This is a genomic window from Caballeronia udeis (assembly GCF_044909315.1).
GTDB classification, from domain to species: Bacteria; Pseudomonadota; Gammaproteobacteria; order Burkholderiales; family Burkholderiaceae; genus Caballeronia; species Caballeronia udeis_A.
The window spans coordinates 1-17,073 of the sequence record NZ_JBIYEB010000027.1; the positions used below are offsets into that span (position 1 = coordinate 1).

At 60.1% G+C, this 17,073-nt stretch carries 18 protein-coding genes and 1 pseudogene; 11 read left to right on the forward strand and 8 right to left on the reverse strand.

The features are described from left to right. Window positions 1-368, forward strand: a 368-nt coding sequence (locus ABH944_RS32940) for a lipocalin-like domain-containing protein (RefSeq protein WP_404611488.1), incomplete at its 5' end; no start/stop codon positions are given. A 586-nt stretch (window positions 369-954) separates the two neighbouring features. Continuing rightward, complete coding sequence (locus ABH944_RS32945; protein WP_404611490.1) at window positions 955-1,137, forward strand: CsbD family protein; 183 nt, start codon at window positions 955-957, stop codon at window positions 1,135-1,137. A 102-nt stretch (window positions 1,138-1,239) separates the two neighbouring features. Here ABH944_RS32945 and ABH944_RS32950 read toward each other — a convergent pair whose 3' ends face one another. The 5 genes from ABH944_RS32950 to ABH944_RS32970 form a co-directional block, all read right to left on the reverse strand. Next, window positions 1,240-1,995, reverse strand: coding sequence for an ABC transporter permease (locus ABH944_RS32950; protein ID WP_404611492.1), 756 nt, complete (start codon window positions 1,993-1,995; stop codon window positions 1,240-1,242). Next, complete coding sequence (locus ABH944_RS32955; RefSeq protein ID WP_404611494.1) at window positions 1,992-2,930, reverse strand: ABC transporter ATP-binding protein; 939 nt, start codon at window positions 2,928-2,930, stop codon at window positions 1,992-1,994. The genes ABH944_RS32950 and ABH944_RS32955 overlap by 4 nt, the downstream gene beginning before the upstream one ends. A gap of 25 nt (window positions 2,931-2,955) precedes the next feature. Then, complete coding sequence (locus ABH944_RS32960) at window positions 2,956-4,188, reverse strand: ABC transporter permease (protein ID WP_404611496.1); 1,233 nt, start codon at window positions 4,186-4,188, stop codon at window positions 2,956-2,958. After that, a complete protein-coding gene (gene osmF, locus ABH944_RS32965; RefSeq protein WP_404611498.1) occupies window positions 4,185-5,114 on the reverse strand; it encodes a glycine betaine ABC transporter substrate-binding protein OsmF in 930 nt (309 codons plus the stop codon). The genes ABH944_RS32960 and osmF overlap by 4 nt, the downstream gene beginning before the upstream one ends. A gap of 296 nt (window positions 5,115-5,410) precedes the next feature. After that, window positions 5,411-6,295: a LysR substrate-binding domain-containing protein gene (locus ABH944_RS32970; RefSeq protein ID WP_404611500.1), complete on the reverse strand. Its 885-nt coding sequence runs from the start codon at window positions 6,293-6,295 to the stop codon at window positions 5,411-5,413. Window positions 6,296-6,472: 177 nt separating this feature from the next. On the opposite strand from ABH944_RS32970, the gene ABH944_RS32975 reads away from it, so the two are divergent. The 8 genes and pseudogenes from ABH944_RS32975 to ABH944_RS33010 all read left to right on the forward strand — a co-directional run bounded on the left by ABH944_RS32975 (window position 6,473) and on the right by ABH944_RS33010 (window position 13,366). Beyond that, the gene (locus ABH944_RS32975) at window positions 6,473-7,324 is read left to right on the forward strand and encodes an ABC transporter permease (protein ID WP_404611502.1); all 852 of its coding nucleotides are present in this window, start codon (window positions 6,473-6,475) and stop codon (window positions 7,322-7,324) included. A gap of 4 nt (window positions 7,325-7,328) precedes the next feature. Next, a pseudogene (locus ABH944_RS32980) lies at window positions 7,329-8,355 on the forward strand (ABC transporter ATP-binding protein). Between the two features lie 43 nt (window positions 8,356-8,398). Then, entirely contained in the window at window positions 8,399-9,499 is a 1,101-nt protein-coding gene (locus ABH944_RS32985) for an extracellular solute-binding protein (protein ID WP_404611504.1), read from the forward strand. A gap of 10 nt (window positions 9,500-9,509) precedes the next feature. Beyond that, complete coding sequence (locus ABH944_RS32990; protein WP_404611506.1) at window positions 9,510-10,343, forward strand: ABC transporter permease; 834 nt, start codon at window positions 9,510-9,512, stop codon at window positions 10,341-10,343. 82 nt (window positions 10,344-10,425) lie between these two features. Then, entirely contained in the window at window positions 10,426-10,872 is a 447-nt protein-coding gene (locus ABH944_RS32995; protein ID WP_404611700.1) for an SLOG cluster 4 domain-containing protein, read from the forward strand. Between the two features lie 137 nt (window positions 10,873-11,009). Continuing rightward, entirely contained in the window at window positions 11,010-12,209 is a 1,200-nt protein-coding gene (locus ABH944_RS33000; protein ID WP_404611703.1) for a porin, read from the forward strand. A 410-nt stretch (window positions 12,210-12,619) separates the two neighbouring features. Beyond that, complete coding sequence (locus ABH944_RS33005) at window positions 12,620-13,036, forward strand: MarR family winged helix-turn-helix transcriptional regulator (protein ID WP_404611508.1); 417 nt, start codon at window positions 12,620-12,622, stop codon at window positions 13,034-13,036. A 60-nt stretch (window positions 13,037-13,096) separates the two neighbouring features. Beyond that, window positions 13,097-13,366, forward strand: coding sequence for a hypothetical protein (locus ABH944_RS33010; protein WP_404611510.1), 270 nt, complete (start codon window positions 13,097-13,099; stop codon window positions 13,364-13,366). Window positions 13,367-13,425: 59 nt separating this feature from the next. Here the strand turns inward: ABH944_RS33010 and ABH944_RS33015 are convergent, their stop codons facing one another. From ABH944_RS33015 to ABH944_RS33025, 3 genes are all read right to left on the reverse strand, one after another. Further along, window positions 13,426-13,860, reverse strand: coding sequence for a tautomerase family protein (locus tag ABH944_RS33015; protein ID WP_404611512.1), 435 nt, complete (start codon window positions 13,858-13,860; stop codon window positions 13,426-13,428). Between the two features lie 220 nt (window positions 13,861-14,080). After that, window positions 14,081-14,623, reverse strand: a complete 543-nt coding sequence (locus ABH944_RS33020) for a MarR family winged helix-turn-helix transcriptional regulator (protein WP_404611514.1) — start codon at window positions 14,621-14,623, stop codon at window positions 14,081-14,083. Window positions 14,624-14,906: 283 nt separating this feature from the next. Further along, window positions 14,907-15,218: an H-NS histone family protein gene (locus ABH944_RS33025; RefSeq protein WP_404611516.1), complete on the reverse strand. Its 312-nt coding sequence runs from the start codon at window positions 15,216-15,218 to the stop codon at window positions 14,907-14,909. Between the two features lie 832 nt (window positions 15,219-16,050). Here ABH944_RS33025 and ABH944_RS33030 point away from each other — a divergent pair. Continuing rightward, window positions 16,051-16,560 carry a GNAT family N-acetyltransferase gene (locus tag ABH944_RS33030; protein ID WP_404611518.1) on the forward strand — a complete coding sequence of 170 codons (510 nt, stop codon included), beginning with the start codon at window positions 16,051-16,053 and terminating at the stop codon, window positions 16,558-16,560. Window positions 16,561-17,073 lie beyond the last annotated feature (513 nt).

Here is a 17,073-nt window from a genome sequence, read left to right on the forward strand (position 1 = left end):
AGTTTCACTGGCGTTGCATGGCGGCCTCGGCTCATCCCGTCATGATAACCGAGGTAGTTAATTATTCAACCTATTTACGGGATGTTGTACTAGTTACCGCAAAGGCGCGGGAGCCAGGGAATACGGATGAGAAACTGGTGGTGCTTTTCCGTACGGTGATGTCCTATACAGGACGGTATCGGATAGATGGGGATAGATTCGTCACAAAGATTGACTCATCTTGGAATGAAGCCTGTAACGGCACTGAGCAGGAACGATTCTACAAGCTTGATGGAGACACGCTCGACGTCAGTACGGCCTGGATGCCGAATCCGTTAGTATCAGGAAATCCAATAGGAAGGGCTATTCTCAGTTTTAGACGCGAGTAATTTTCCCTACGCTGAGTTCGCAACTAGTCGCTAGCTTGCAGGTCGTCAACTCGACAGTGAGTCTGGCGGCCAGGCAGCCACCTTTGAATGACCGCATTGTGGCGGCCTCTCGGTCAGCTCCGGGTCGACCACAGAAATTCGTCATTGGATCTGGACCGGCCATGAACGTCCCTCACGGCCGGTTTTCGCCCCTCTGCCATCCGCACCGCGGCTTATTCGCGAGCGTCCAGTCCGCAGGTTCCAAGCCGAACTCCCAAGCTCGGCTTTTTTTCAATGAACCTTGACTGAACGGCGTTACGGACCAGGCCGGAGCATTGCCGAGGGTGTATTGCCAAGGGTCATTGCCCACCCCGGGAACGAATTGTGCGACTTGATTCCAGCGCTTGGTTGGTTTGGTCATACGCGGTGATACAAGGCGTGGCGGCACTTCAAATGCACTAGCCGGACTGATGCATTTGCGACTATCGGCCATTGAACTGAATGAGCACAATGAAAGCGTTCGCCGGGTTGAAGGTATGCAAAGTCACTCATCGCTAGACGTACTTTTAGCACGTTGAGAACGCAAGCTCTCTAAAGGAAAAACGTCATGGATAAGAATCGGGTTGAAGGTGCAGCCAAGCAAGTGATCGGCTCCGTCAAGGAAGCGATCGGCAAAGTCACAGGCAACCGGACGACGCAAGCTGAAGGCGCCGCCGAGAAAATCGCAGGCAAGGTGCAGTCGAAGATCGGCGAAGCAGCCGACGCCGTGCGCAACAAGTTCAAGAAGTAACTGGAAAATCCGCACGCTAAAAGCCGACCGGCTCCGGTCGGCTTTTAGCTTTAGGTTTACTCGAGGAGCATGATTGCAAGGAAACCCCTCGATTGCTTCTCGCTAAGCCCCACTCGCCGCAGCGTCCGGCACATGTCTTGAAGCCAATCTCCCGGCAAGGCCCATCGCGTCGTAGATCAGCACGGCAAGCAATCCGACGATCACCCCGCCCTGCAGGATAAACGCCGTATTCGAAGTCTGCAGGCCGGCGATGATGACGTCTCCCAGCCCCTTCGCTGCCACGGTCGAACCAATGGTCGCTGTCCCCAGGTTGATCACCACGGAAAGGCGCAAGCCCGCGAGAATCACCGGCAGCGCAAGCGGCAGTTCGACAGTGAGCAATTGCCGCGTTGCACTCATGCCCATGCCTCTCGCCGCGTCGATAGTCGCGGACGGAATCTCCTTCAGGCCAGTTATGGTGCTCTCGAAGATAGGCAGGAGACCGTAGAGAATCAACGCGACCACGGTTGGCTTGACACCAAACCCGACCACCGGCACCGCAAGCGCCAGCACGACCACCGGCGGAAACGTCTGCCCGATATTCACCGCGCTACGCGCGAGCGGCAGGAATTCCGCACCCGCCTCGCGTGTCACGAAAATCCCGGCAAGCAACGCAATCACCGCACCCACCAGACTGGCGCCCGCCACGAGCGCGAGATGCGCAAGCGTGAGGTCCAGCAGGCTCGCCCGGTCATAGAGTGCCGGCGCGCCGTTTTCAGCCAGCGGTGCAAGCAGCGGCTGGAACACCGGCGGCTTGAACAGCAGCGTAAGCAGCACGGCAAGCGCAAAGATACGCGCTATCCAGGCGGCTGATTTCATGCGGACCTCTCGGCGCGCGCCAGGATGGAGGCGAGCGAAATACGCCTCTGCGCGGCACCGTCCGCCGACGCAACCGGCAAGCTCTGCGCGCCACGCCAAAGCAACTCGGACAGCGCGTCACGAAGGCTTTGCGTGCCGGCAATGGGGTTACCTTCGGCGGCGCCGGCTTCGGCGATTTCACTGACAGGAATCAGCGACAGCAGCCGGAACGGCCGGTCAACGCCTGCCACCAACCGCTCGACAAAACCCGGGGCGGGCCGCTGCAAGATCTCGGCGGGCGTAGCGGCCTGAAGCACACGGCCGCCGTCCATCACCACAATGCGGTCGCCCAGATGCAACGCCTCTTCCATGTCATGCGTGACGATCACGACCGTGATCCCCAGACGCCGCTGAAGTGCGAGCAAGTCTTCCTGTGCCTTGCCGCGAATGATGGGATCGAGTGCGCCGAACGGCTCGTCCATCAGCAGGATTGCAGGCTCCGCGGCCAGCGCCCGGGCCACGCCCACACGCTGCTGCTGACCGCCCGAAAGCTGATGGGGATACTTGTCGAGGTAGGCATCGGCGTCGAGATTGAAGAGCGCCAGCAACTCGCGCACACGCTCGTCGATCCTGGCCGCACTCCACCCCAGCAAGCGCGGAACAGTCGCGATATTGCGGGCCACCGTCCAATGCGGAAACAGGCCGTTACCCTGGATCACATAACCAATCCCGCGCCGCAGAACCTCGGCCGGCAACGTTGCCGTGTCGCGTCCGTCGATGCGGATGGTGCCGCTCGTGGGCGCGATCAGGCGGTTGATCATGCGCAGGAGCGTGGACTTGCCGCTGCCGGACGTGCCGACAAACGCGGTGATGGTGCCGCGTTCGATGGTGAGCGAGACGTCGTCAACCGCGACGATATCGCCGAAACGCCGGCTGATTTTTTCGATTTCGATCATACGTGGCGTCCTTTAGTGACGTCCCTTAGTGGCGTCTTTTAGCGAGCTCAGTCACGGCGTTGAACACGATTGCCGCAGCAAGACCAAGCGCGATGGTTGGCACGGCGCCGAGCAGCACGAGATCAGTCGCCGCTTGTCCGAGACCCTGGAAAACAAAGGTACCGAAACCGCCCCCGCCGATCAGCGCAGCCACGGTCGCGAGCCCGATGTTCTGGACCAGCACGATGCGCACACCCGTGAGGATGACCGGCAACGCAAGCGGCAGTTCAATCGCAAAGAGCCGCTGGCGCGGCGTCATGCCCATGGCCACGGCCGCTTCAACGCTCTCGTGCGGAAGCTGCGTAAAACCCACCACGACGCTTGCCGCGACCGGCAGCAGCGAATAGAGGAACAACGCAATTCCCGCAGGCGCAACACCAATACCGCGAATGCCCAGCGAACCGAGCAGCGGGAACCGGGAGGCAAGCAGTGCGAGCGGAACCATCATCAACCCGTACATCGCGATACTCGGAATGGTCTGGACAATGTTGAGCACCGGCAACGTGACAGCACGCAACGCCGGCAACTTCGCACACGCTACGCCCAGCGGCACGCCGATCAGGACCGCCGCCGCAACCGACCCCGTGACGAGTTCGACGTGGCGGGCTGCTTCGAGCCAGAAGGTATCGGCGTGATTCGCGTACTCCTGCATGACCGACAGCCCGCTCCACAATCCACTGCTCAGGATGGCGGCTGTCGCAGCCGCGGCCAGTGCAAGCGCAAGGAGATCCCGGACCGGTCCAAACGAGAGCTTGGCGATAGCGTCGGTCACCAGCACCGAGAACGCGAAGAACAGGATCCAGAAACCACCGGCGGGCGACACCCGCGCCAACGGGTTGTCGGCGGTGACGAGATGCGCAGGCACAAGGCCCAGCAGCACGCAGAGAGTCAGGAGCAGGACCACGCCGACCGCAAACCGAAGCGTCGGGCGGCTGCGCAGCAACGCGAACAGCGCCCCCGCGGCGAGCACCGCAAGAAACGCCCACGCCTGCCCGGCGGTGAAGATGTCGGTGAACCCGAGACCTTTGCCCGACACGATCCGGTTCGCCCGAAACGTCACGAACGGTTCGAACACCAGCGCGAACAAGGCCAGCGCTGCGATCAGCGAACCGACTTTGTCGATACGCAAGGCGCCCGCACCCTGCTGCGCAACGGCCGCAGCCGGTGTCTCGCGGGCGCGTGCGTCGTCCCGTGCGTCGGACCCGGTCCCGGCAATCATTTAACGACGCCCTTGGATTTCAGATAGCTCGCCGCTACCGCTGCAGCCGGCTCGCCGTTGACCTGAATGCGGCCGTTCAACGTCCGAAGGGTCTTCAGGTCAAGACTGGCAAATACCGGCTTGAGGTAGCCGGCAATCTCCGGGTGCGCTTTCAGCACGCTCTCGCGGATCACCGGCGTGGGCGCGTAGACGGGTTGCACGTTCTTGTTGTCCTCCAGCACGACCAGGCCCGCGGCTGCTATGCCGCCGTCCGTGCCGTAGACCATGGCGGCGTTGACCTTGTCGGTTTGCTCGGCGGCCGCCTTGATCGTTGCCGCTGTGTCGCCGCCCGAGAGCACGAGCAGTTGTTCAGGTTTCAGCTTGAATGCATAGGTCTTTTCGAACGACGGCAGCGCGGCAGCGGTATTGACGAACTCCGCCGATGCCGCGAGCTTGACCTGACCGCCCGCCGACACCCACTTGCCGAAGTCCTCGAAGGTCTTGACCTTGTTGGCTTTCGCCACGGTTCCGAGCAGGGCTACGGCCCAGGTGTTATTGGCCGGCGCGGGCGTCAGCCAGACGATCTTGTTGGCCGCGTAGTCGAGCTTGGCGGCTTCTTCATAGCCTTGGTCCGCATTCTTCCAGAGCGGGTCGTCGGCCTTGTTGAAGAAAAACGCGGCGTTGCCGGTGTATTCCGGATAGATGTCGATTTCGCCGGTCGTGATGGCCTTGCGCACGATCGGCGTGGTCCCGAGGCCGATCTTGTCGGAGACCGCAATGCCGTGCGACTTCAGCACCTGCGCAATCATGTTCCCCAGCAGATTGCCCTCCGTGTCGATCTTCGACGCGACGGTGACCGAGTCCGCGGCATAGGCAATGGAAGCGTTGGAAATGGTCAGGACGAGCGCCGCGGCGCCCCATGCCTTGATTGATTTTGCGATTCCCATGGGGATGATGACCTCAGTTGAACTGTCGTTTTTAAAGGGAAAGTGTTTTTGGCCGCTCAAGCGCGTTTCGACATTATCGACCAGGTAGCAGTGAATCGGCTGCAATAGCTGAGGAGAGTAACGGCACGAGAAACCATCACAAACCAAGAAATCCCGATTTGCAAATAGGTATCGATGGAAATGCGACGGAAATGCGTTTTCGGCACAGAAAGTACGCGGCGTAAAACAACCTGACGGCTGAATATGCGTTGTCGAAGCGGACATCGGTGGGCTGGGCGTGATCCTGCCAGCGCCCTTCAAACCTGCGACATCACCCATTGACGAAAATGCTTCAAGGCTGGCCGGGTTTCAATCCGCTCCGGAAAATAGCAAAGATAATGTCCTTGCTCGACATCGACAGGCGCCGATAACGGTTCCACCAGCGTGCCTGCCGCGAGGGTATCGCGGACCAGAAACTCAGGCACCAGTGCCAGTCCAAGACCTGCCTGCGCCGCCTGGATCAACACCGAATATTGCTCGAACCTGGGCCCCGCCAGCGCGTTCATATTGCACACGCAGTAGAAGTCGGCCCATTGCCCCCATACCCGCCCGGCCTGCCCATGCAACAGCCGCGCAGCATCGGCTGCGTCCTGCAGGCAGCGCAGCGGACGCTTCGACTGATAATCGGGCGCGCACACCAGCAAAAACCTGCGGCCATCGATGTAATCGCACACCACCCCGTCCCACGTGCCGTCGCCATAGCGAATCGCCGCGTCCAGATCCAGCGGAAACGCATCGCCGTGCGCCAGGTGGCGCGTGAAACTGATCGTGACGCCCGGCGTGCTGGACAGGAAATCCGGCAATCGCGGAATCAGCCATTTCGTCGTGAACGTCGGCACGCTCGCGATGGTCAGCAGATCGCTCTGCCCACCCGCGCTCATCATCTCGAGCGATGCGTTGCCGATGTTGAGCAACGGGCTGGCGACACGGTCGAGATAGCGGCTGCCCGACGGAGTCAGTGCGAGGTTACGGCCGTCGCGGATAAAAAGCTGCACGCCGAACAGCGTCTCCAGCGCGGCAATCTGGCGGCTGACGGCGCTAGGCGTCAGACCGAGTTCGCGTGCGGCCCGCGAGAAATTCAAATGCTTGGCAGCACTGGTGAATGCGAGTAGTTCGGCGACGTTCGGGTAATGATGTTTCATCGGCGGTCCAGCGGGTTGCCTCGGTATGTTCCGGCTGCGCACAGCGCAGTGCGAGCTTTGTACGTTTTTTTCATGACGATGCCATGTCGTCTCCGCACAATTGCAAGCAATCCGAAACCTGACACCCTGTTGATTCAAGGCGGGCCGGTTTCGATCCGCCTTCCTACCAGTGCTCCCATGCAAACTCCCATCGCACCGGCTATCCGGCCAGGCGTTCACGTTCATCGTAGTTCCCGGCGGCCCCTATCGGCCGGACGCATTGCGCTGCAGCTCGTCGTCGCGCTCTTTGCGATCTACATGCTGCTGCCAATCGTGCTTTTATTGGTTGGATCCTTCGGCGAGACATGGACAAACACGGTCCTGCCGACAGGCATCACGGGCCACTGGTTTACCGACCTTGCCGCCGACACCAGCTTCCGGCGCGCCTTCGGCGTGAGCCTGATAGTCGCGCTGGCCTGTTGCTGCGCGACCGCGGCCGTGGGCCTGCCGTTAGCTTATGCCCTGCACTACCGCTCGCTCTCCGGGCGCGGCTTGACCGCACGGCTCGTTGCGCTGCTGCCTGTGGGCGTGCCTGGGCTCACGCTCGGATTTGGTTACATCGCCATCTTCAGCGGCGACACGCTGCCCTGGCTCGGGTCCCTGCCGCTCCTGATTGCCGCCCATACAGTGCTCACACTTCCCTACCTGACGCAAACGCTGCTAAGCGATCTGCGTCACCTCGGTATCGAACGTCTCGAAGCATCCGCCGCCACGCTAGGCGCCACCCCGATGCGGCAGTTCGTCACGATCGTGCTGCCCAATCTCCGGCAGAGCCTCTTCTCCGGGCTCGTGATGGTGGCAGCGCTCTCCATAGGCGAATTCCAGGTCTCCAACCTGATCGCGGGTTTTCGTTACCGCAACTATCCGGTCGTGCTGCTGCAGGCGTTCTATGGCGCAACCGGCATGGCCTGCGCGGCCACCGTGGTGCTGCTTTGCCTGGCGGTAATCGCGACACTCGTGTCGGTCAACACTGTTCAAAGACTGAAGTAAAACGATGAGCCTCCTTTTCGAAAACGTGAGCTTCAGCTACCCCGGGGCACAGCACGGCATTGAAGCCGTCACGCTCTCGGTTGAACCCGGCGAACTGCTGGCCGTGATGGGCCGCAGCGGTTCCGGCAAGTCGACCATCCTTCGGCTGACCGCCGGACTTCTCAATGGTTATCAAGGACGTATCGAGATCAACGGCCGCGACGTGGCGCGCGTTCCTGTATGGCGGCGCGAGGTCGGCATGGTGTTCCAGCAATACGCGCTCTTCCCTCATTTGAGCGTAATGGACAACGTGGCCTACGGGCTGCGGATGCGCGGCATGAGCGCGGCGAAACGCCGGGCCCGCGCGCTCGATATGCTGGCGCGGGTCGGTCTCACCGAGCATGCCGCCCGCAGCACCACGCTGCTCTCCGGCGGCCAGCAACAACGCGTTGCACTGGCGCGCGCTCGCGTTCGATCCGAAGGTATTGCTGCTCGACGAACCGCTTGCGGCCCTGGATGCCGGCATTCGCCAGCAACTCCGCGACGAGATCCGCTCGCTGCAACGTGCATGCGGCGCCACCACGCTACTGGTTACGCACGATCAGGATGAAGCGCTGAGCCTCGCGGACCGGGTTGCGGTCGTCGACGGTGGCCGCGTGTTGCAAGTGGACACGCCCGAGCGTCTCTATACGCAGCCGGTCTCGAGCCAGGTCGCACGCTTCGTCGGGCATTCGAGCGTGATGCAGGGGCGGGTTGTCGGCACGAATACCGTCGATGTTTCGTTCGCCATCCTCTACGCCGATACGGGCGCCTTCCGGCCGGGCGACAAGGTCGACGTGCTGGTGCGCCCTGAACACGTGCAGCCCGATCCGCCGGAAACCTCGCTCAACCGGCTGGCTGGCCGCAGGACCGAGGTGCGCTATTTCGGCGCGACTTGCCGCTATGACTTCATCCCGGATGCAGCGCGTCAACCGCTGTTGTGCGAGGGGCGTCAGCTCGCGGAGCACACCATCGCCATCGCACCGGAACATCTGCGCATATTGGCCGCTTAACTCATCAGTTTCCTTATTCAATTTCGTTTCACGGAGAACCACAATGGTTGCAGGGCTTGGTCTTTTCCCACGACTCCGGCTAGCCGCCGGATTCGTCTGCGCGCTGTCTGTCCTGAGCATGGCGCCTGCGGCTCATGCCGCACCCGCGGCGCCGCTTTATGCCGGGGAAGAAGCGTTGTACGCGAAGGCTGCGGACGAAGGCCTGGTAGTTTCGTTCGACACCGGTCCGGAATGGGCCAACTGGAAGTCGCTGTTCGCCGAGTTCAAGAAGCGTTACCCGAAGGTCGAGATCACTTATAACGACATTGGTTCGGCCGCGACCGTGGTTGCCCTCGACAAGGCCCGCCGGCGCCCGCTGGCGGACACGGCGTACTACTTCGCGGCGTCCGCACTGGATGCGGCCGGCAAGGACGTTGTAACGCCATTCAAGCCGGTCAACTTCGACAAGCTGACACCGGTGTTCCGTGAACGCGACGGACGCTGGTTCACGGTGCATTCGCTGAACATCGCGTTTCTGGTCAACACGAAACTGGTCAAGGACGTGCCGCATAGCTGGGCCGACCTGCTGAAGCCCGAGTACAAGAACTCGGTGGTTTATCTCGACCCGCGCTCGACGGGCCAGGGACAAGTCGCGGTGTTCGCGGCAGCCTATGCGTTCGGCGGCAGCGTCGACAACCCGAAGCCGGGCGCTGACTTCTTCGGCAAGCTGCGCGAAGCGGGCAACGTGATGCGCGTGGAAGGCACCACGCCCTACGCGAAGTTCGTCAAGGGCGAGATCCCGATCCTGATCGGCTATGAAAACGACGGCTTGAAAGCGAAATACACGGACGGCATGGGCGACGCGGCCGAAGTGGTGATTCCGAAGGAAGCCACGGTGTCGGCGCCTTATGCCATGAGTCTCGTCAAGAACGGGCCGAACCCGGACGCCGCACAACTCTGGTTGAACCTGGTCATGAGCGATGTCGGCCAGTCGCTGTTCGCGCAGGGGTATGTGCGCCCTGCGGTGCCGGGCGTGCCGCTGTCGACGGAGATCCGCGCGAAGATGCCTGACGTACCGCAGGTTCATCCGCTCGACGTGGTGAAAGCCGCGGAGAAGAAGGCCGAGGTCGACCAACTGTGGGCGCAGGCTGCGCTCGCGAAGTAAGGGGCGCCTGATGGACGTCTCGTCGATGAACGGAGGCGGCCTCGCACGCCGCTTCGGTGGGGTCCCGGCGGGACTCCTGCTAGCGCTGTTCTTTGCCTTGCCGCTGGGTGCACTGGTGGTGTCTGCCGGGGCGGATCATGGCTCCGCGTTCGTGCGGCTGGCACAGGACCCGCTGGTGATCAGCGCGCTGGGCAACTCGATCGCCCTGGCGGTCGGGGCCGGCACGGTGTCGCTGGCGATCGGCTTGCCGCTGGCGGTAGCACTCGCCGCGCAGCCACCCGGACGCCGCCGCTGGCTGCTCGCCATGCTCGGCGTTCCACTCGCGTTCTCCGGGCTGGTGATTGCATACGGATTCATTCTCGCGTTCGGCCGCGCCGGGTTCGTGACGAACCTCCTTGCACACCTAGGGGCCGATCCCGCCAGCGTCGGCTCATTGATCTACACCACCACGGGGCTGGTCGTGGCGTATGCGTATTACCTGATCCCGCGCGTCGCGTTGATGCTCTTTCCGGCTATCGCGAACCTGGATCGCCGGCCGCTTGAAGCGGCACTGACGTTGGGCGCCACGCCGTTGCGCGCGCTTTTCGATGTCGCGTTGCGTGAGTTGTGGCCGTCGATTGCCGCCGCGTGGTGCCTCGTGACATCGATAGCGCTTGGAACCTACGGCACCGCGCTCGCACTGGCAGGCACGCAGGTCAACATCCTGCCGCTGCTGATGTACCTGAAACTGTCCGACGGACAGACGGATTTCCCGCTGGCTGCAGCCCTGTCTCTGGTGCTGACCGCCGGTTGTACCTGTGTTCTTGCCTTAGGGGAATGCCTTGCTCGGCAACGGAGAACTTGATTGGTCGAATAACGCTTTTCTCGCGCTGCAAAAGCTGGCCGTTCGCCAGGCTGGTCCGGCGCGACATGCAACACCGGTAGGGATGATCGGTCCGCGCCTGGCGACAGCGGAGCAACTCACAGCAGCCCGAGGCATTGCTTATGTGCTGGCCAGCACCGGAATGGCGCTTCTTTGCGGTGGCAAGGGCGGTGTGATGGAAGCAGCCGCCTGCGGAGCGAAAGCCGCCGGGGGTGTGGTGATCGGACTACTGCCTGAAGACGATGCTGCCGCGGCCAACGAATACCTGACCGTGGCGCTTCCGACAGGGCTGGGGATCACCCGCAACGCGCTGATCGCGCGTGCCTCGGTGTGTTTGATTGCAGTGGGTGGCGGGCTCGGCACGCTGTCTGAAATGGCGCTTGGCCTGCAGTGGGGCAAGCCGGTATTTACGTTGCTCGGCGCACCGCAGGTGCCGGGCGCGGAGGAGTTCGAAGACGCGGACTCGCTTACCGTCAGGGTTGCAAACTGGCTGGCATCAGAGAGGAGGTAGACAGTCACCGTTGAAGGATCGATCCGGTCTCGGGCACTCACCGCAGACCGCCAGGCTTGCATCACCGGCACTCAGGCAGAACCATCATCCGAATCAGGTTTTCATCTTTTATTTGATAACTAGGTATCCTTATCATGTTGAAAAAAACAGCATTTGCATTCCTGGCGCTGAACAGCGTCTTGCCTGCCGCTTTTGCGCAGAGCAATGTCACGCTATACGGTATTGTCGACGCAGGCCTGGGTTATACCAGCGGCCAGCGTGTCGCCCAGTCGACCGGCGCGGCGGGCAAACCGGTTGTTTATACCAACGCCTCGAGCTATGCCTTCGCAAGCGGCACGTGGTCGGGCGACCGCTGGGGCCTCAAGGGCAATGAAGATCTGGGCGGCGGTCTCGCGGCGATCTTCCAGTTGGAGAACGGTTTCAACATTGGTACCGGCCAGCTCGGCCAGGGCAGTCGCGAGTTTGGCCGCCAGGCATGGATGGGTCTCTCAAGTACGAAGTACGGCAAGGTCACGCTCGGACGCCAGTACGACCCGATCGTGGACTTCGTCGGCTCGCTCAGCGCCGGCAACTTCCTGACGGGCATGGGCGCGCATCCGGGTGACCTGGACAACATCGACAACCAGTCCCGCGAGAACAACTCGATCAAGTACACGAGCCCATCGTTCTCAGGTCTCCAGTTCGGCGCGCTCTACGGATTCGGCGGTCAGGCGGGCAGTATCAAGAACCAGAGCACGTGGAGTCTCGGCGGTCAATACGCGAACGGCCCGTTTTCGATCGGCGCAGCGTACATGCAGGCGAACAATACCTACGGCGCCAACGGTGGCGCCTGGACCGGTTCGTACGACGGCACGTTCTCGTCGTCGATCAACGAAGGTTTTGCATCGGCCCGGAACCAGCAGATCATCGCCGCAGCCAGTACGTATCAGATCGGGCTGGTGACGCTTGGACTGTCGTATAGCAACACACAATACACGGCCGGCAACTTCTCGGTATTCAAGGGCACGGAAACCTTCAACTCGGCCGGCCTGACCGTGTCGTATCAGGCGACACCGGCCTTGCGAGTAGCCGCGGGTTACGACTACACCAGCGGCAGCTCGATCAATGGCGCATCAGCTCCCAAGTACAACCAGTTCAACCTCGCGTCGTTCTATAACCTGTCGAAGCGGACGTCGCTCTATGCACTCGTCGGTTATCAGAAGGCGAGCGGCAAGACGCTGGATCCATACGGCAATACTGTCAACGCGACTGCGTCGGTAGGCGACGTTGGAAACGGCATCTCGTCTGCGAGCAATACCCAGACGCTCGTGCGCGTCGGTATCCGCCAGACGTTCTGATCGTTCTGGTTCTTGCGGTCGTTCTGATCGAGCGCCCGGGCGCTCGCGCTTGGGGCCCTTTTGGGCAACACGCGCGGCGCGCCGGGTGGACATCTCCCAGGACGTGTGAATGCCCGGTTGAGCGCGGGCCCGGATTCGTATCCGAGCCGCTGCGCGACACCGGAATTTGTCTCGTTTCTCGCGCTTGGCCGGCCTGGTCGGCTGAGCCAGCGCGCAATCATCTGCATGCGCCAGGTGCCGCGAGATAGCCGACAGGCGAGCGGCCACGCCATTCATTAGCGGGTGACCAGGCGCGGAGCGGAACGCCCCTTCCGCCTACCGTGCACGCCACGGTTTCCGCACGGCAATTCACGGGAACAACACACTCTCAATTAATTGCCTTGCTAACTATTATGTGGTTCAATGCGGTCATGTTCGATCATTGCCTTTACTTCAATTCTGCTGCCCTCGCCCGCCTCGTGGAACGGGAGTGGACGGCCGCCTATGCAGAATTCGGGCTGACGCCGCCGCAGGGATTCGTGCTCCGGGTCGTGCTGGCTACGCCCGGTTGCCTCAGCAGTCAGGTGGCCGAGATGCTGGGCATAGCGCGCCCTACTGCAACCAGGCTTATCGACAGTCTCTGCGAAAAGCAATTAGTCGAACGCCGTCAAGTCAAGGAAGATGGCCGGGAGTGGGCAGTCCATGCAACGCCCGCCGGTCTGGCGCTCGATCGGCCAATCAACAATGCCAGCGCCAGGATTGCGCGGACCTTGCGCGCAAAGATCGGCCCGGAGTTGTTCGAGTCGGCTGTCACGTCCATGCACGGCGTGAGGAAGGCGCTGGTGTAAGTCCAACGGCTTTTTTTAATGATAAATAGTTGTCTTGCTAATCATAAAGGGAGCTATTAAATGGATAACGAGTTGCGTGGCATCGCCGTGCTTGAAAAGCGTATGGGGTGGAAAGGGTCGTCGGCGCGAGTCACCGGCGCCGCCATAGTCATTGTTGGAATAGCAGCGCTCCTGGCCGCACTTGCCTGCTCAGGCTCAAGCAGCCGCGCCAATAATGCACAGTGCCTTCAGGCGTTCGCAAACGATGAACACCGTTCCCTCGAAGCATTTTTCCAGGATCCGGCGTTGCAGGATTCGTTTGTACAAGCGATCGATCAATGTTCACGTTGAACATCGATCGATCACCCTCTTAGGCGTGGATGCGGTGCCGAATGCATCAGACGTGCTTTTCAGACGCTTTGCATGTAGTCGCGATCTTCAGCAGGCAACGACGAAAGCCAGCTTTGCTCAGAACCGGGTTCCGGTAGAACATGACCGTATTCGATCATCTGCGCCGGAGGCAATTCAGACAGGTACGCCCAGACGAATCGTTTGGCGACGGACGTGATTTTCGAAATCGCGTCGACAATGCCCTCGAGCAGCTCCCGCTTGCGCTCAGCGCTGCGACCCGCGCGAATATGTCCGTGCACAAAAATCTGCTCCGAGCGAAGCGGATTTCCACCTACAAAGTGGTTGCCTTGGGGCACCTCGTTGAATATTACCTGCGCGAAGAAAGACTGAGCACCGGTCGCCTGATTGTGAATCCGGGTGATCTCTTCCGCAATACGTTTTTTGGCATCGTCAGACAGGCGCCCGCTGGCCGCAGAAACAATATAGGTCGGCATATAACCCCTCCTTGAGCAGTAAAATTACGTGTTCGTTGTTTCATTCAATCTGTTGCATATACAACCACATCACTGCGCATCGCTCGAAACAACCAACAGTTGCAGCTACAACTAGTAGAGTAAATAAACACTCAGATTCAATAGTTGTATCTACATCTTATTGTTTGCAGAACCGGTCAGATACACGTGTTTACCCGTCAAATCGAAACTGCCACGAGCGTCAACCCTCCCGCCCTACACCCTGAAGCGTTTCGAGCGCTTCCAACAACCGCTTGCTCGCCGGCCCCTTCATGAACTTTTGAACTTCGCTTTCAACCTGCTTCTGGGCGACCTGCCAGTGAGGCTCCGCACGCCGGAGCATTTTTAAACCTTCCTTGCTCAGGGTGGCGACCTTGAAACGGGCGTCTTCTTCGCTACCGACCTTGACCCAGCCGGCGTCGATGAGGACCTTGAGATTTCTCGAGATAGTGGTCTTGTCCAGCGCCGCTTCCACCGCGATTTCAGTGAAGGTCGCCGACCCGAGACGCTCGAGCGCACGGAGAAGCGAGAATTGCGTGATTTTTAATCCGATCGGCCGGAGCGCGTCGTCGTAGACGCTCGTCAAAGCGTTTGCAGAGCGACGGAATTGTGTGCAGTAGCAGTCCGTGAACATGACATTCCAGAGTCGATTAGCAGCGAGGGAACCCAACGCCGTTGCTTTACCGCAATTAAGCACCCTCTTAGCACCCGTAGAACATAGGCAGCGCAAAAAAATAAGATGCATATGCAACTGCTTGAGTATAGCTCGCATCTCGCCTGGTGCGTCAATGCTGTATCGCGGGCAGTATCTTGTCTATCCGAACATGCGACGCACAACAAGCCCGCTTGTTCAACAACGGGCGATGGCGTCAACTGGTCTTCAACTGGGTCTTAAGCGCTGCTCAAGTTCTTTCATCGGGTATCCGGGATCTATTGAATCCCATAAGCGCGGATGGTTTGCATCACGCTATGGCGTGCCGTGGCGCCGGATTCGACGATAGGCCGCCGCGCCGCGCAAGGACACCCGTTCAGGCATTTACCAGGAACTCGTCGCGGTTTTTGTCGGCGATCCAATGAGGAGCCCGGCCACGTCCGGACCAGGTCGCACCGCTCACTGCGTCACGATATTTCGGCGCTGCGGTTGTTACGGCAGCCGCGGCCGCCGGGGCCGTCGCCTTGACGGGATTCCTGTGTCCCATCAGTTCCGCGAGCGAGATCTTGTATTCGCCCATCTTGGCGACTATTTCAGCGAGGACGATTTCAGCCTGGCGCTGTCGGGCGACATTCAATTGGTCCTGAAGCGCTTCGCGTTGCGCGAGCAGTTCTTTAAGGGTGGGCATTTCCGTTTGCATGATAAAAGTCGTTCTTTGAAGTTATATGGGTATTCAACAGCGTATTGCTCAACATGGGTTGGCGGGGAAGGAATCGCTTTTTAATGGCGGGTGCGCCGCGGGCCTCACGCAGTCTGTCCGTTTGGCGAACAGGCTACGCCTGCAAGACCGATGGCTGCCAAATTAGCGGCGTTCCGGTCTGCGACCTTCGTCGGAGTCTTCATTAGCCACGACACCGTGACCGGCAAAATGCCGCGTCAGTGGGCGATCAAAGAGGTGCTGCATGCGCGCGGAGGGGATTCCCCCGCGGGCCTCTTCCCTAAAACAGCGGCTAGTGTACGCGCATCGCGCCGGGACGCATGGGAACAATCACGTCGCGCGTCAATAAGATACAAATACCACACCCAGCCAAACTGAGCCAGACATTGATATTAAAGACATCTTACACGGACCATCAGATCTTTAAATCTGGCGAAACAGTTATTCGCAGCAGATTCCGACTCGTTAAAGAAAGTGAATTGGTAAGCGCGTATTCCTTCGACTTACCGGGTCGCACGTTCTCCAACATGGCGTATTCGGATCCACTGGGTAAGCTGCCGCAGCTCGGCGTCGGACCGAGTCCGGTCGGTCAGGGCAATTCGACATGAGCACCGGGATCGCGAACAATCCGGCTGAGGATCAGACACGACGGTTGATATGGAATTGTAAGAAATTCTTCGCGTTGGCGGCAAAGTGAACGCGTCACAACGGATCCATCCTGCGCGCCCATCTCGTCTAACGACTTAACCGTTGAACCGAGATGAGCGTTTTTTTTCACAGAGACTCCTCAACGGAGATATGAGTGACGACCTCGAAAAGCATCCGCAGAGCAACGGCAGAGGACGTATCAGTTCTTACGCAGATCCGGAACGATGCGCATGCGAAGAAGGTGGCTCATGGCGATTATGCGTGGGGCAAGGAAGGGGATGGATTCTCCGAGAAGTGGGTACGAAACAATGTCTCTGAAAAAGAAGTGTATGTCGTTGAGCTGGAGGGCACTCCGGCCGGGACGTTTTCGTTCGAACTAGACGATGAAAGGCATTGGGGACCTCAAGAACCGATCGCCGGTTATGTGCATGGGCTTTCTGTGCGGAAAGGCTCCAACGGACGTGGACTTGGCAACTTCATGCTTGATTGGTGCGCTCACAAGGTGAGCGGCTTGAACCGGCGTTTCATTCGACTCGACTGCGCCGTCCACAACGCGAAGCTATGCGCCTACTACGAGTCGCTTGGCTTTATCCGCGTAGGACTGTACCCGGAGCCAGAACCCGACGGCTATGTCTGGTCACTATATGAGAAATTGGCTGACTAACTTTCAATCAGAACTCCGATAGGCTTCTCGCACATGCCTTAAGCAAACGGCCGAACGCATGGCACGAGTCATTGCTGACGTACGGACCAGCGACCCTTTGAAGTCCGTCAAGGTTTTAGAGGGCGACGCGTCAGGTTTGCAAGTTTGCTCACCTCCCCGCTTCTCGGATTGGGGCCGGGACCCCATTAGGAATAACACCAAAAATCGCAATTAACCCTTGCGAATAATGCGCTTAATTATCAGCGACCGTTTCCCTAAACTTGGTATCAGCTGCTACGGGTTCGACCCCGCGCTGTCGGTGCATTCTATGCCGTCAATACTGTGCAATACCGGTGTGAGAAACCTTATTGACTGTCGCTTGAGCTGATTGAGACATGGAGTGCATCGCGGGCCTGAACGAGGTGCCAGTCACCTGGGCGGGCCTTAGGCAGGCGTAGATTCTTTCCAAGAATGAAGTACGTGTCTCGTGCCAGCGCGGAGCGGCGATCTGTGGTTTGCTTCACGCGCACCACT